Annotated in this window: 14 protein-coding genes; 5 read left to right on the forward strand and 9 right to left on the reverse strand. The window is 71.5% G+C overall.

Going from position 1 to position 14,733, the window contains the following annotated elements; translation table 11 throughout:
- Positions 1 to 84 precede the first annotated feature (84 nt).
- Together GUY59_RS27985 and GUY59_RS27990 are read right to left on the reverse strand one after the other, a co-directional pair.
- Positions 85 to 1,329, reverse strand: a complete 1,245-nt coding sequence (locus GUY59_RS27985) for a sensor histidine kinase (protein WP_138202641.1) — start codon at positions 1,327 to 1,329, stop codon at positions 85 to 87.
- The gene (locus GUY59_RS27990) at positions 1,326 to 2,006 is read right to left on the reverse strand and encodes a response regulator transcription factor (protein WP_138202639.1); all 681 of its coding nucleotides are present in this window, start codon (positions 2,004 to 2,006) and stop codon (positions 1,326 to 1,328) included. The genes GUY59_RS27985 and GUY59_RS27990 overlap by 4 nt, the downstream gene beginning before the upstream one ends.
- A 94-nt stretch (positions 2,007 to 2,100) precedes the next feature.
- Between GUY59_RS27990 and GUY59_RS27995 the strand changes: the two genes are divergently transcribed.
- Positions 2,101 to 2,523, forward strand: a complete 423-nt coding sequence (locus GUY59_RS27995; protein WP_138202637.1) for a hypothetical protein — start codon at positions 2,101 to 2,103, stop codon at positions 2,521 to 2,523.
- 9 nt (positions 2,524 to 2,532) lie between these two features.
- Here the strand turns inward: GUY59_RS27995 and GUY59_RS28000 are convergent, their stop codons facing one another.
- The 7 genes from GUY59_RS28000 to aceB all read right to left on the reverse strand — a co-directional run bounded on the left by GUY59_RS28000 (position 2,533) and on the right by aceB (position 9,798).
- Positions 2,533 to 2,745, reverse strand: a complete 213-nt coding sequence (locus tag GUY59_RS28000; RefSeq protein ID WP_132332970.1) for a DUF2277 domain-containing protein — start codon at positions 2,743 to 2,745, stop codon at positions 2,533 to 2,535.
- Between the two features lie 3 nt (positions 2,746 to 2,748).
- A complete protein-coding gene (locus GUY59_RS28005; protein ID WP_171055461.1) occupies positions 2,749 to 3,489 on the reverse strand; it encodes an IclR family transcriptional regulator in 741 nt (246 codons plus the stop codon).
- 112 nt (positions 3,490 to 3,601) lie between these two features.
- Positions 3,602 to 4,354 (reverse strand): IclR family transcriptional regulator, encoded by a 753-nt coding sequence (locus GUY59_RS28010; RefSeq protein ID WP_138202635.1) that lies wholly within the window; start codon positions 4,352 to 4,354, stop codon positions 3,602 to 3,604.
- On the reverse strand, positions 4,351 to 5,553 hold the full coding sequence (locus GUY59_RS28015) for a (Fe-S)-binding protein (RefSeq protein WP_138202633.1): 1,203 nt from the start codon (positions 5,551 to 5,553) through the stop codon (positions 4,351 to 4,353). The genes GUY59_RS28010 and GUY59_RS28015 overlap by 4 nt, the downstream gene beginning before the upstream one ends.
- Position 5,554: 1 nt before the next feature.
- Positions 5,555 to 6,742 (reverse strand): FAD-binding oxidoreductase, encoded by a 1,188-nt coding sequence (locus GUY59_RS28020; RefSeq protein WP_138202631.1) that lies wholly within the window; start codon positions 6,740 to 6,742, stop codon positions 5,555 to 5,557.
- On the reverse strand, positions 6,742 to 8,178 hold the full coding sequence (locus tag GUY59_RS28025; protein WP_138202629.1) for an FAD-binding oxidoreductase: 1,437 nt from the start codon (positions 8,176 to 8,178) through the stop codon (positions 6,742 to 6,744). Before GUY59_RS28025 ends, GUY59_RS28020 begins: the two co-directional genes overlap by 1 nt.
- Positions 8,179 to 8,220: 42 nt before the next feature.
- Complete coding sequence (gene aceB, locus GUY59_RS28030) at positions 8,221 to 9,798, reverse strand: malate synthase A (protein WP_138202627.1); 1,578 nt, start codon at positions 9,796 to 9,798, stop codon at positions 8,221 to 8,223.
- 161 nt (positions 9,799 to 9,959) lie between these two features.
- Here aceB and GUY59_RS28035 point away from each other — a divergent pair, with 161 nt between their 5' ends.
- From GUY59_RS28035 to GUY59_RS28050, 4 genes are all read left to right on the forward strand, one after another.
- Positions 9,960 to 10,652 carry a DUF4097 family beta strand repeat-containing protein gene (locus tag GUY59_RS28035; protein ID WP_138202625.1) on the forward strand — a complete coding sequence of 231 codons (693 nt, stop codon included), beginning with the start codon at positions 9,960 to 9,962 and terminating at the stop codon, positions 10,650 to 10,652.
- Between the two features lie 84 nt (positions 10,653 to 10,736).
- Entirely contained in the window at positions 10,737 to 12,149 is a 1,413-nt protein-coding gene (gene hflX, locus GUY59_RS28040) for a GTPase HflX (RefSeq protein ID WP_138202675.1), read from the forward strand.
- A gap of 484 nt (positions 12,150 to 12,633) precedes the next feature.
- Positions 12,634 to 13,842 carry an imidazolonepropionase gene (gene hutI / locus GUY59_RS28045; RefSeq protein WP_138202623.1) on the forward strand — a complete coding sequence of 403 codons (1,209 nt, stop codon included), beginning with the start codon at positions 12,634 to 12,636 and terminating at the stop codon, positions 13,840 to 13,842.
- Positions 13,843 to 14,043: 201 nt separating this feature from the next.
- Positions 14,044 to 14,541: a DegV family protein gene (locus GUY59_RS28050; RefSeq protein WP_236667576.1), complete on the forward strand. Its 498-nt coding sequence runs from the start codon at positions 14,044 to 14,046 to the stop codon at positions 14,539 to 14,541.
- Positions 14,542 to 14,733: the final 192 nt, after the last annotated feature.

Consider the following 14,733-nt stretch of genomic DNA (forward strand, 5'->3'; position numbering starts at 1 on the left):
CCGCGATCGCCGCTAATCGCGCGCTAAGCCACGGTTAACGCTACGGCTCCAGGGCCTTGTGTCCCAATCGCCGCCGCCGTGGTTTCACGTACGGGCCGGGCCCAGGACGACCTCCACCCGCGTGCCGCCTTCCGGGCCCGTGGAGACGGTCAGGCCACCTCCCGACGACTCGGCGGTGCGGCGGGCGATGTCGAGGCCGAGCCCGGTCGAGCCGCCCCCGCTGGTGCCGCGCTCCAGCAGCGCCGCGTCGAAGCCGGGGCCGGAGTCCTCGACCACCAGCAGAACCCCGGCGTCGTGCGGCGCCAGGCGTACCGCCATGGGCACCCCCTCGGGGGTGTGCGCGAAGACGTTGCCCAGCAGCGCGTCCACGCAGGCGGACAGTTCCTCGGCGCCCACCGCCACCGGCAGCGCGGCGTCGGGCAGCGAAACCGATACCTCCCGCCCCTGGTCCTCGGCCAGCACCGACCAGAACCGCACCCGCTCCCGCACCACCGCCGCCGCGTCGCACGTGTCGCGCCCGGCAGAACGCCGGCGCGCGTCCGTGATGACCGTGCTCACCGCACGCTGGAGCGCGTCCACGCGGCTCTGTACGCGTGCCCTCTCCTCCGGGTCGCGCAACGTTTCGGCGTCCAGCCGCAGGCCCGTCAGAGGGGTACGCAGCCGGTGCGACAGGTCCGCCACCGACTCCCGTTCCGTCGCGAGCAGGTCGTCGATGCGCCCCGCCAGATGGTTGAGCGCCAGCGCCACCGAGCGCACCTCGGGCGGACCGCCCAGCTCCGCCCTGGCGGACAGGTCGCCGCCGGCCAGCCGGTGCGAGACCCTGGCGAGCCCGTCCACGGGCCTGGTCACGGCGAGCGCCAGCCGGTCGGCCAGGACGATGCCCAGCACGACCAGGGCGAGCCCGAGCACGAGCAGCGCCAGCCATGCCTCCCGCACGCCCTTGGTCAGCTCGGCGTCCGGCACGAACACCCTGATGACGGCCGTGCCCTCCGGCGTCTGCGCCGAGGTCAGCACCTCCCTGCCGCCGGGGGCCGCGGCGGTGACGCTGCGTCCGGTGGCGGCCAGGAGTACGGCGTCGGAGCGGGGCGCCTGCCCGCCCACCGTGCCGCCACCCGGCAGGAACACGGTCACGGGCCGGCCCGCCTGCTGCACGGCCAGCGTCAGGTCGGGCGTGCCCACGGCCACCGCAACGTACTCGGCCGCCGCGGTGGCCCTGCTCATGGCGCCGTTCTCGGCCACGGCTCCGATCAGCAGTGCCATCGGCACCAGCAGCGCGATCAGCACGAGGGACGTGGTCGCGGCGACCAGCAGGGCCAGCCATCGCCTCATGACGGCTCGACCAGCTTCACGCCGACGCCGCGCACGGTGTGCAGGTAGCGCGGCTCGGACGCCGTCTCGCCGAGTTTCCTGCGCAACCACGACAGGTGCACGTCCACGGTTTTGTCGGCCCCGCCGTACGGAAGCTGCCAGACCTCCGTCAGCAACTCCCGCTTGGTGACGACCTCGCCCGGCCGGGCTGCCAGATAGTGCAGGACGTCGAACTCGCGCGGCGTCAGGTCGAGCGCCGCCCCGTCCAGCGTGGCCGTACGCGCCCGCGGATCCACCCGAAGGGCCCCCACGGCCAGGGGCTCCGGCCCCGAGTCGCCGCCCGACCGCCGTAGCACGGCCCTGACCCGGGCGTCGAGCTGCGCCGCGCTGTACGGCTTGACCACGTAGTCGTCGGCGCCCGCGTCCAGCACCGGCACCATCTCCGCGTCGCCGTCGCGGGCCGTCGCCACGATGACCGGCACCCGGCTGACCGCCCGCAACATGCGCAGCAGCTCCACCCCGTCGAGGTCGGGCAGCCCCAGGTCGAGAACGATGAGATCGGGGCGGTCGTGCACGGCCAGCCGCAGCCCGTCCAGCGCCGTCGGCGAGGAGGAGACGGCGTGGCCGAGCTCCCGCAGCCCGCGGCTGAGCGCCGTGCGGATCGCCACGTCGTCCTCGATGAGCAGGATGTCAGCCATGTACTTGAACGTAGACGCTCCCTGGCGATGCCTTGGGCCGCCTTAGGGGCGCCTTAACCTGACGTTAGCCGTACATGGGGGAGGCTGGGAGGCGATGAAGAGACTCGTCCTGGCCTGGGCCGCCACCGCCGTCGCCGCCACCGGCGCGGGCGTGGCGGTGCTCGGCCTGCTCGGCAACGGCCTGACCGGCGCCTCCAGCCACGTGCTCACCGGGCCGGAGGTGCGCGCGGCCCTGGCCACGGCGACGTCGCGCGCGGTCACGACGCCGACCGGCTCGCCCGCCCGGACCCGGCAGGAGAAGCTGATCCGCAGCGCGGGCGGCACGGTGATCGCCTCCTGCGACGGCGACCAGGTGACGTTGCGCTCGTGGAGCCCCGCCCAGGGCTACGCGGCGGACGGCGTCGAGCCGGGGCCCGCCCGGGAGGCCAAGGTGGAGTTCGAGCAGGAGGAGGGTGACGAGGTGGAGCTCACGATCACCTGCGCGGGCGGCCGGCCCGTGGCCCGCGCCTCGTCGTAGCCCGTCCGGTCACCGGCTCCCGCGCACCTGCAACGCCCCGAGCAGCTCCTCGGACGCCCTGGTGATGGTCTCGACGGCCCGGTCGAACGCCTGCGCGTTGTGCGCGGCGGGTGCCCGGAAGCCGGAGATCTTCCTGACGTACTGGAGCGCCGCCGCGCGCACGTCCTCCTCGGTCACACTCTCGGTGTACGGGGGACGAAGGGTCTTGATGCTTCTGCACATGCCCTAACGGTAATAGCCCATGCGCTGGCTTATCTCCCGCGCGCCCTCGACCAGCAGCTCGCCCACCTCGGGAAGCCGGTCGGGCGTCAGCCGGTAGGAGGGCGCGGAGACGCTGACGGCGGCCACGACGGTGCCGTCGCTGCCCCTGATCGGCGCGGCGACCGCGTTCAGCCCGACCTCGAGCTCCTCCACGGCCTCGGCCCAGCCTCGTTCCCTGATGGTGTCGAGGTCCAGATCGTCCTTGGAGGTGATCGTGCGGGGGGTGTAGCGGTCGAGCCGGCCGGGCATGCGCAGGGCGCCGAAGGCCAGCAGCACCTTGCCGCTGGAGCTGGCGTGGGCGGGGGTGCTCTTCCCGACCCAGTTGTGCCCGCTGATCGCGGCCGGGCCGCGGATCTGGGTGAGGTTGACCGCGTCGCCGTCCTGCGGGACCGCGATGTTGACGGTCTCGCCGATCTCCTCGGCCAGGCGCAGGCACACGTCTCTGCCTTCGCGCGACAGGTCGAGCTGGGCCGTGGCCGCGCCGGCCAGGCGTACGACGCCGAAGCCGAGCTGGTAGCGCCCGCGGTCGCTGCTCTGCTCCACCAATCCGCCCTGCTCCAGAGCGGCGAGTAAACGGAAGGCCGTGGACTTGTGCACGTCGAGCTCTGTCGCGAGATCCGTCACTCGGGTGGAACCCTCACGGGCGAGGATTTCCAGGATGGCAATGGCCCGATCTACTGATTGCACGGTCGCGGTGTTGCTCATACCGCAACAGCATACTTCGCCGCACGGAGCTTCTCACGGGGATCTTGGCGGGCGGTGAGCGGGATCGCCGGTGTATCCGCACGTCAGAGGGCCCGGAAAAGTAATTGACTACTCAACTGCCGTCGGCCGTCGGACGGAGCTCGTTGCCGAAGTCGAGTGCGATCTTCCGCAGGCCCTCCGCCAGCTCGTCACGGTCCAGCCCGTCGATGCGTTCCGCGGGGCCCGACACCGACATCGCGGCGACCACCCGGCCACCGTCCCAGACGGGCACGGCCAGGCAGTGCACGCCCAGCTCCTCCTCGCCCAGGTCCATGGCGTAACCACGCGACCTGACCTGTTCGAGCTCGGCGAGCATCGCGCTCAGCTCGGTGATCGTGTTGGGGGTGCGCCGCGGCATGCCGGTCCGCTCGAACACGGCGACCGCCTCGGAGGCGGGCCGCCCGGACAGCAGCACCTTGCCCACCGCCGTGCTGTGCGGCAGCACCCGCCGGCCCACCTCGGCGAACATGCGCAGCCTGCGCGGCGAGGGCGCCTGGGCCACGTAGACGATGAAGTCGCCTTCGAGCACGGCCAGGTTGGCGGTCTCGCCGGACAGCTCGACCATCCTGGCGAGGTACGGCTGCGCCCATACGCCGACCATGCTCTCCGCGATGCCGCCCAGGCGTACGAGCCCGCCGCCGAGCGCGTACCGGCGGTCCGACTCCTGGCGTACGTAACCGCGGGCGAGCAGCGTCTGCAGCAGCCGGTGGATGGTCCCGTACGGCAGGCCCGTCCTGGCGGCGATCTCCGACAGGCCCGCCTCGCCCCCATGCTCGGCCAGCGCCTCCAGCACGTCGAGCGCCCGCTCGACCGACTGGACGCTCACAGGCGCACGCCGCGGAGCGAGGCGTCCAGCACCTCGGCCGTGTGCGCCACCCTGATCTCCTCGCCGGCGCGGCGCATGGCGGAGGCGATCTGCATGGTGCAGCCGGGGTTGGCGGAGACCAGCAGGCCGGCGCCGGTCGTGCCCACCGCGCGGGCCTTCCTGTCGCCGAGGTCGTGGGCGGCCTGCGGCTGCAGGATGTTGTACGTGCCCGCGGACCCGCAGCAGACGGCCGACTCGGGGATCTCGCGCAACTCCAGGCCGGGGATGCCGCGCAGCAGCTCGCGCGGCTGGTCGCGGATGCCCTGGGCGTGGGCCAGATGGCAGGCGTCGTGGTAAGCGACGGTCAGCGGCATCGGGTGCCGCGTGGCCACGGGGCCCAGCTCGGCGAGATATTCGGACAGGTCGGCTACCTTGAACCGGGGTTCGCGGCCGAGCAGTTCGGCGTATTCCTTCATGGAGGAGCCGCATCCCGCCGCGTTCACCACGACGGTGTCGACGCCCGCCTTCTCGAACGTCCTGACCGTGCGCCGGGCGAGCCTTCTGGCCTGCTCGGCGCGCCCGGAGTGCACGCTGAGCGCGCCGCAGCAGCCCTGTCCTCGCGGGATGACCACGTCGCAGCCCTCCAGCGCGAGCACTCGCGCGGTGGCCGCGTTGACCTGGGGAAAGAACTCTCCCTGTACGCATCCCGTGAGCATGCCGACGACGGCCCTGCGCTCCCCCCTTGCTCTGACGACGCGCGGCATGCGTTGGCGGTGCTCGACCCGCGGCGCCAGCCTCGCCATGGAGCCGAGGCCGGGGTGCACCCGGGACAGGAACGGCGCCATCCGCCCGGCCAGCCACATCGTCGGCCGCAGCAGCCGCAGCCTGCGCGGGTAGGGGAAGAGGCTGAACACGATCTCGCGTACGGCCCGGTCCTCCGGCTCGCGCACGTGCTCCCGCTCGATTACGACCCTGGTCTGCTCGATCAGCCGGTCGTACTGGACTCCGGAAGGGCACGCCGTGACGCACGCCATGCAGCCCAGGCAGGCGTCGAAGTGCCCGGCCATCTCGGGGGTGATGGGCGTGCCCTCGACGTGCTGCTTCATCAGGTGGATACGGCCGCGCGGCGAGTCCATCTCCTCGCCCCACAGCGCGTACGTCGGGCACGTCGGCAGGCAGAACCCGCAGTGCACACAGTCGTTGATCAGCTCAGGATCCACGTCAGATCCTTCCTGCGAACCGGCCGGGGGACATCCTGCGCCCGGGATCGAATCGTTCCTTCACCCGCCGCATCAGCGGCAACGTGCTCACCTGCCCCCACCTGTCGACGCCGTCGTACGGCGAGGCCGGGACGCTCACCCGCCCGCCCAGCGCCTCGATCCGCGTTCTGAGCCGGTCGACGGCGTCCGTCAGCTCCGCCTCGGAGACCTCGCCCCCGCGCTCCAGGTAGGCGTGTCCCGTGGCCGCGGAGCCGCGGAAGGAGAACCCGGCCTCGCCCGCAGCCGCCAGCGCCTCGGTCGTGCGCGCGGGCGGGAAGCGCAGCTCTGCCAGCACCTCGTCCGTGAGGATGCGCCCCCACCAGTCAGGCCGCACGTCCGTGATCGTGCCGTCGCCGAGCACATCGCGCAGCGCCTGCGCGCGGTGCTCGGCGGCCGACCCCTCCACCAGCACCGCGATCGTCGCGTGCCGGCCGTCGGGACAGTCGATGTCCACGGCGGAGGGCTCGGCCTGGGAGGCGGCCAGGCGCGGCAGGGTCTCACCGGCGAGGCCGGCGACCTCCGTGGCCGCCACAACCCAGCGCCGCAGGGCGGGCAGCGGGTGCAGGCGGAAGGTCGCCTCGGCGATCACGCCCAGCGTGCCGCGCGAACCGGTGAAGAGCTTGCCGAGGTCGTAGCCGGCGACGTTCTTGACCACCTTGCCGCCCGACCTGGCGACCGTGCCGTCGGGCAGGACCACGGTGACCCCGATGAGCAGGTCGCGGGCGGTGCCGTAGCGGAAGGCGCGCGGGCCCGCGGTCGCGGCGGCGAGCGTGCCGCCGACCGTCGTCTGCTCGGCGAACGGCGGGTCGAGCGCCAGCTCCTGCCCTTTGCCCGCGAGCGCGGCGGCCAGGGCGTCCATGGTGACGCCCGCCTGCGCCCGCACCACGAGGTCGCCGGCCGCGTGTTCGAGGATCTCGTTCATGCAGCACATGTCGAGCAGGACGTCGCACCGCTCGGGCGGGTGGCCCCAGTGCAGCTTGGTCCCGCCGCCCACGGGCACCACCGCGAGGTCCTGCTCCTCGCAGGCCCGCAGCACCGCGGCGATCTCCTCCACCGTCTCGGGCAGCGCCACCCAGCGCGGCACCACGCCGCTCACGGCGTCCCTCTCACCGGCCCGCCTGACCGTCACGCCGCCGGCCGCCAGGGTCATCAGAACTGTTCCGCCTTCCCGGACTCGACCAGCGGGTGCACGCCCTTGCGCACGCCCGGCACCTCGCCGCACAGCCGCGGCGTGGGGAACACCTTGCCCGGGTTGGACAGGCCACGCGGGTCGAACGCGCACCGGACGAGCTGCATGGTGTCCAGGTCGTCGTCGCTGAACATCCTCGGCATATAGCGCGATTTGTCGACCCCGACCCCGTGCTCGCCCGTGATCGAGCCGCCGTGCTCGATGCACAGGTCGAGGATCGCGCCGGAGACCACCTCGGCCCGCTCGCCCGCGCCGGTCTCCGCGTCGTCGAACAGCACCAGCGGATGCAGGTTGCCGTCGCCCGCGTGGAAGACGTTGGCCACCTTGATCCGGTGCTCGGCCGAGAGCCGGTCGATGGCGGCCAGCACGCCGGGCAGCGACGTGCGCGGCACCACGCCGTCCTGAACGATGTAGGCCGGGCTGATGCGCCCCACGGCCGCGAACGCCGACTTGCGGCCCTTCCAGATCGCCGCCCGCTCGGCGGCGCCGGCCGCGACCCGCAGCTCGAACGCGTCCGAGCAGATCTCCCTGAGCCGGGCGAACTGCCGCTCCACCTCGTCAGTGGGCCCGTCGAGCTCCACGATGAGCACGGCGCCCGCGCCCTCGGGATAGTCGCAGGCCACCGCCGCCTCGGCCGCCTCGATGGCCAGCGCGTCCATCATCTCGATGGCGGCCGGCACGATGCCCGCCCCGATGATCGCCGAGACCGCCTCGCCGCCCTGCTCGATGCTCTCGAACGCGGCCAGCACCGTGGTCACCGACTCGGGCGCGCGGCAGAGACGTACCGTGATCTTGGTGGCGATGCCCAGCGTGCCCTCCGAGCCCACGAACGCGCCCAGCAGGTCGTAGCCGGGGTCCGCGCGGTCGAGCGTCACCAGATCGCCGTCGGGGGTGACGATCTCACAGGCCTCGACGTGGTTGACGGTGAAGCCGTACTTCAGGCAGTGGGCGCCGCCGGAGTTCTCCGCGACGTTGCCCCCGATCGAGCAGATCTGCTGGCTGGAGGGGTCGGGGGCGTAGTAGTAGCCCTGGTCGCGCACGGCCTCGGTGATGGCCAGGTTGGTGACGCCCGGTTCCACCACCGCCCTGCGGTTGGCGAGGTCGATCTCCAGGATGGCACGCATCTTCGAGGTGACGATGAGCACGCCGTCCTCGCGGGGGAGCGCGCCCCCCGACAGCCCGGTCCCCGAGCCCCTCGCCACGAAGGGGACGCCGAAGTCGTTGCACAGGCGTACCACGCGGGCGATCTGCTCGGCCGTGGCGGGCAGCACGACCACGCCCGGGGTCGCCCGGTGGTAGGTCAGGCCGTCGCACTCGTACGTGCGCAGGCGTACGGGATCGGTGATCACCGAGTCGTGGGGCAGCAGCGACCGCAGGGCCGCTATCAGCGTTTCCATCACCGATCCCCCTTTATTAGCCTTTCCTATGGCATTCGAGTCCTATGGCATTCGAGCATATGCGGGCAGCGTCAGGAACTCCGCGAAGTCGTCGTCCAGCGCGACCTCCTTGAACAGCGCGGTGGCCTGGGCGTACAGGCTCTCGTCGTAGCCCGGCTCCTGCGCGATCGCGGCCACCTCCTCCGCGATGATCCGCTCGACCAGGTCCTTCGTCACCCGCGCGCCCGTTTCGGCGAGCTCGATGTCGTTGTGGATCCACTGCCAGATCTGCGAACGCGAGATCTCGGCCGTGGCGGCGTCCTCCATGAGGTTGTGGATCGCCACCGCGCCCTGACCGCCCATCCACGCGGCGAGGTAGCGCAGCCCCACGTCCACGTTGTTGCGCAGCCCCGCCTCCGTGATCTCGCCGGGCGTCTCCGAGACCGCCAGCAGGTCGGCGGCGGACACGCTGACGTCCTCGCGCAGCCGGTCGAGCTGGTTGGGCCGCGACCCCAGCACGCCGTCGAACACCTCGCGGCAGACCGGCACCAGGTCGGGATGCGCCACCCACGACCCGTCGAACCCGTCGCCGGACTCGCGCGTCTTGTCGGCCCGCACCTTCTCGAGCGCCACCGCGTTCACCTCGGGGTCACGCCGCGAGGGGATGAACGCCGCCATCCCGCCGATCGCGTGCGCGCCCCGCTTGTGACACGTGCGCACCAGCAACTCGGTGTACGCGCGCATGAAAGGCGCGGTCATCGTCACCGCGTTCCGCTCGGGCAGCAGGAACTCCCTGCCCCTGGTGCGGAACTTCTTGATCACGCTGAACAGGTAGTCCCAGCGGCCGGCGTTGAGCCCCGCGGAGTGGTCGCGCAGCTCGTAGAGGATCTCCTCCATCTCGAACGCCGCCGGGTAGGTCTCGATGAGCACGGTGGCCCTGATCGTGCCGTACGGGATGCCGAGCAGCTCCTGGGCCCGCGTGAACACGTCGTTCCAGAGCCGCGCCTCCAGGTGCGACTCGATCTTGGGCAGGTAGAAGTACGGGCCCTTGCCCTTGTCGAGCTGCCGCTGGGCGCAGTGGAAGAAGTAGAGGCCGAAGTCGAACAGCGACCCCGCGACCGGACGCCCGTCGACCCCGGCGTGCTTCTCGTCGAGGTGCCACCCGCGCGGCCGCACCACGACGGTGGCCAGCTCGTCGTCGGGGCGCAGCGCGTACGTCTTGCCGCCGGACTCGAAGTCGATCGTACGGTCGAGCGCGTCGCGCAGGTTGACGTGGCCGCTCACGCAGTTCTCCCAGAGCGGCGAGTTGGCGTCCTCGAAGTCGGCCAGCCAGACCTTGGCGCCGGAGTTGAGCGCGTTGACGGTCATCTTCTTGTCCACGGGGCCGGTGATCTCGACGCGGCGGTCCTCCAGGCCGGGCGCCGGGGAGGCGACCTGCCAGTCACCCTCCCTGATCTCCTTCGTCTCGGGCAGGAAGTCGAGCGTGGCGCCGGCCGACAGCTCGGCCTGCCGCGTCTGGCGGGCCTCCAGCAGCTCCAGCCGCCTGGCGCCGAACTCCCGCTGGAGGGTCGCCACGAACGCGAGCGCCTCCGGCGTGAGGATCTCGTCGTACCGGTCGTGCATCGGGCCGGTGATCTCCATGAACCTCTTCCCCACTGTTCCGCGATGTGGAAAACGACTTCTGAATTATGGAACCGAAGCTACCCTTCTGGTCCTTCTCCGGTCAAAGACGGGGTTCCCCCGGGGGATCTCCGGGAGAACCCCGATGCGTGCGGGCCGCGCACCGCGAAAGTATGCGGGGCATGAGAACGATGGCGATCGCGGGCGGGCTGCTGGCCTCCGCATTGGCGCTGACCGGGTGCGGGCTCGCGAGCATCGGGGGTCCCACTGAGCAGGACACCGCCTCCTACCAGGTGACCGACAAGGTGACCAAGCTGCGGCTCGAGAGCAGCGCGGGCGACACCGTGCTCACGGAGACCGGCGGCAACGCGATCCGCGTCACCGAGACCCTCCGGTGGCGGGGCGACGGCAAGCCCACCCCCGAGCACAAGGTCGAGGGGGAGGAGCTGTTCGTCGCCTACGACTGCCCGTCGAACTTCGGCAGCTGCCGCGTCGACTACAAGATCGAGATCCCCAAAGGGCTGGCCGTCGACCTTGAGGCCGGCTCGGGCAACTTCACGCTCAGGGACCTGACGGGTACGATCGACGTGAAGCTCGGCTCGGGCGACGTCGACGCCGCCGGCCTCGGCGGCAAGAAGCTGTACGCCGACGCGGGATCGGGCGACATCGAGCTGAAATACCGCCGCGCCCCGGAAGAGGCGCGGCTCGAGACCGGCTCGGGCAACACGAAACTCGTCGTGCCGGCGGGCAAGTACGCGGTGGCCACCGAGGTGGGATCCGGCGACGTCAACGTCAAGGTCGACAACGACGGCTCATCGCCGAACAAGATCTCGATATCGGCCGGTTCGGGTGATGTCAGCGTGGAGCCGGGATAACCAGGTGATTGCGCCAGGGATGTCATGCCACCATCGTGGGAAGACATCGTGGTGTCCGGACGTTCCCTAATAGAGATGACACGTATGCACGAATACTCCGCGCTCGACGCGTACGAGACCGGCGACATGGACCTCGAGGAGCGTCAGGCGCTCCGCCGCGTGGCGGGCCTGTCCACAGAACTTCAGGATATCTCCGAGGTCGAATACCGGCAGTTGCGGCTCGAGCGGGTCGTCCTGGTCGGCGTCTGGACCTCCGGCACCGTCGAGGATGCCGAGAACTCGCTTCTCGAGCTCAAGCTCCTCGCCGAGACGGCCGGGTCCGAGGTGCTCGACGGCCTGATCCAGCGCCGTCAGAAGCCCGACCCGGCGACCTACATCGGCTCGGGCAAGGCGCTCGAGCTGCGCGACGTGGTCGAGTCGACCGCCGCCGACACCGTGATCTGCGACGGCGAGCTGACCCCCGGTCAGCTCCGCCAGCTCGAGGAGACGGTCAAGGTCAAGGTGATCGACCGCACCGCGCTGATCCTCGACATCTTCGCCCAGCACGCCAAGAGCCGCGAGGGCAAGGCCCAGGTCGAGCTGGCGCAGCTGCAATACCTGCTGCCGCGCCTGCGCGGCTGGGGCGGCAACCTGTCCCGGCAGGTCGGCGGGCGCGCCGCGGGCGGCGTCGGCATCGGCGGCCGCGGCCCCGGTGAGACCAAGATCGAGCTCGACCGCCGGCGCATCCGCGAGCGGATGGCCAAGCTGCGCCGCCAGATCAGGGGCATGTCCACCTCGCGCGACACCATGCGCTACCAGCGCCAGCGGCGCGAGGTCCCGGCCGTGGCGATCGCCGGCTACACCAACGCGGGCAAGTCCTCGCTGCTCAACCGCGTCACCGGCGCGGGCGTGCTGGTGGAGGACGCGCTGTTCGCGACGCTCGACCCGACGGTCCGGCGGGCGCGCACACCCGAGGGCCGGCTCTTCACGATCGCCGACACGGTCGGGTTCGTCCGGCACCTGCCGCACCAGCTCGTCGAGGCGTTCCGCTCGACGCTGGAAGAGGTGGCCGACGCCGACCTCATCCTGCACGTCGTCGACGGATCCCACCCCGACCCCGAGGGCCAGCTGGCGGCCGTGCGCGAGGTGTTCGCCGACATCGAGGGCGCCTCCGCCATCCGCGAGATCGTCGTGATCAACAAGGCCGACCTGGCCGATCAGGGCGTGATCGACCGGATCCTCCGGCGTGAGCGCGGAAGCGTCGTGGTGTCGGCCCGCACGGGCAAGGGCATCCCCGAGCTCATGTCGCTCATCGACCAGGAGCTGCCGCGGCTCGACCACGAGGTCAACCTGCTGGTGCCCTACGACAGGAGCGACCTGATCTCGCGCGCCCACAAGGAGGGCGAGGTCCTCTCGGTCGATCACGTCGAGGACGGCACGATCCTGCACGCTCGTGTGCTGCCCAGCCTGTCGCAGGAGCTGGTGCGGGTGGGCAAGCCGGTCGAACGCGTCTCCTAGACGACCTGCACGCCGCCGCTCGCCGGTATGTCGCTGAGCGGTTGGGCAGCTCTCGCTTGAAAGCGCGCAGAGCTGCCCAAAAGCGGCAGTGGTCCGCGCACCCTGGGGTTGCTACCATTGGCCAGACCTAACGTTGGTCTGCATTTTGGGTTCGGGTCTGGGTTTCGGATGATGACTACTGGTGTGGAAGTCGTCAACGGGGGCCATGGGGACGAGGCAGGGCTGGGTGACGGATGGGATCAGTGGTCTTTCTTCCGAATAACCCTGTACAGCGGCCCAGCCTGTGAAATAACGTAACTGAACTGAAATCGCCGGATCATGTCTCCGGCGATACGGTCACCGCACAGCTTGACGCGGACTAGAGCAGGAGACCCCCCATGTCGTCCGGACCCGGAGCGGACTCAGTGGGCGCGGCGCAGGCCGTGCGCTGGACGCTGGGACCATGCCGGGAAACGGGCAGAGGCTCTTGCGGGGCGGTGATGCGGTGACCGTTCGGCTGCTGACCAATATCGGCCGTCTCTGGACCGGCAACGAAGTCCTGAGCAACGCCGCCATCCTCGTGCACAACGACCGCATCGCATGGGTCGGTCGCGCGCCCGACCTGCCACAGACGGTGCCGGGCGTCGTCGACGACATCGTCGACGTCGACCACGTCGAGAACCTGGGCGGCGCTCTTGTCACGCCCGGCCTCATCGACGCGCACACCCACCCGGTCTACGCCGGCAACCGCTACGCCGAGCTCGCCATCCGCACCGGCGGCTCGACGTCCGCGTCGATCACCGCGGCGGGCGGCGGCGTGGGCTCCACCGTCACCGTGACCCGAGGCACCGACCCCTGGACGCTCTGCAACGGCGTGCGCGAGCGCCTGCGCGACTGGCTGCTCAGCGGCACCACCACCGTCGAGGCCAAGACCGGCTACCACCTCACCCGCGACGGCGAGCTGGCCGACGTGCGGCTCCTGCGCGAGCTGGAGAAGGAGCCGATGATGCCACGGGTGCACGTCACCTTCCTCGCGGCGCACGTGGTCCCGCCCGAATACTTCGGCCGGCAGCGCGAATACGTCGAGGCCGTCGGCTCCTGGTGCGCCGACGCCGCCGCGGCGGGCGCCGACAGCGTCGACGTCTACTGCGACGAGGGTCACTTCACCACCGAGGAATCCCGCTGGGTCCTCGCCTCCGGCCGCAACGTCGGCCTGCTGCCGCGCATCCACGCCGGCCAGTACAGCCGCCGCGGCGCCGTCCAGCTGGCCGCCGAGCTCGGCTGCGCCTCCGCCGACGGGCTGCACCACATGTCCGACGAGGACATCGCCATCATGTCCCGCTACGGCGTGCCCGCCGTCGTCTGCCCCGCCACCGCCCTGCAGCGCGGCCACCTCCCGCCGGTCCGCCAGATGATCAAGCACGGCGTGCAGATCGCGCTCGGCAGCGACCACAACCCCGGCTACTGCGGCATCACCTCGATGGCCCTGGTCATCGCCATGGCGGTGTCGGCGTTCGGCATGAGCGTCAACGACGCGCTCCGCGCGGCCACCCTCGGCGGCGCCACCGTTCTCGGCGCCCCCGACCGCGGCGTGCTGGCCCCGGGCCGGCTGGCCGACATCGTGCAGTGGGACGCCGACCACGAGGGCGCCTTCGCCTGGTCCTTCGGCCTCCAGCCGCGCCGGGTGTGGCGGGGTGGCATCCCTGTCCAGTAACTGACCCCGGCACATGCCGCCCACGGTCGCCGTCGTCACCGCCTCCACCGCCTAGCTGCCACCCGCGCCGGGCGTCACGGTCGTGCCCGTCCAGGTGATCGCCCAGGGTGTGCCCCATGATGAGGGTTCTCCACCGGCGACCTCGCCTCCGCCACCACCTCCCGGCCGGCGCCAGCCGCGTTCGCCGCCTGCTACGCCTCCCTGGCCCTCGCGGGCGTCACGGGCACCGTGTCGGTCCACCTCTCGGCCGCGATGTCCGGCACCGCCGATTCCGCCCTGGCCGCCGCCTCCGACGCCCCGGAGCGGTGGAGGTGGTCGGAGCCGCTCGATCGCGATGGGTCTCGGCTACCCGGTGCTCGCCGCGGCCCGCGCCGCGGCGGTCGGGGCCTGCCTGGAGGAGGTCGCCTCGGCGGCCCGCCGGCGCGTGGCGGCCACCGTACGTCCTTCTACGTCGACACCCTCGACTACCTGCGCCGCAGCGGCCGCATCGGCGCGGCGGGCCCCCTCTTCGGCTCAGCCCTGATGACCAAGCCGCTGCTCCACATCGTGGACGGCCACATCTCCCCGATCGAGAAGGCCCGCACCTCCTCGCGCGCCATCGCCCGTCTGGAGGTCCGGGCGGTGATCGGGGCCCACGTGGAGCCCGGCATGCTCGGCCTGACGGTCACCGCTCCACCCCCGGCACCTCCTTGTGGATAAGCCCTCGTTGTCCACAGAACGCGGCTCGGCCTCCGGGGACGGCCGCCCGCAGGCATACCTTCACCGGCGTGCGAACCCCCGATCCGACGGCAGAACGATCCATCGCCGAGTCCCGGCTGCGCTCGATCACGACCCCGCCCCGTCGCCCCCGCCGCCGGCCCGCGACGAGGGCACGCGCCGACGGCCGAAGAA

It is taken from the genome of Nonomuraea sp. K271, from assembly GCF_009908215.1.
In the GTDB taxonomy this organism is placed as follows: domain Bacteria; phylum Actinomycetota; class Actinomycetes; order Streptosporangiales; family Streptosporangiaceae; genus Nonomuraea; species Nonomuraea longispora.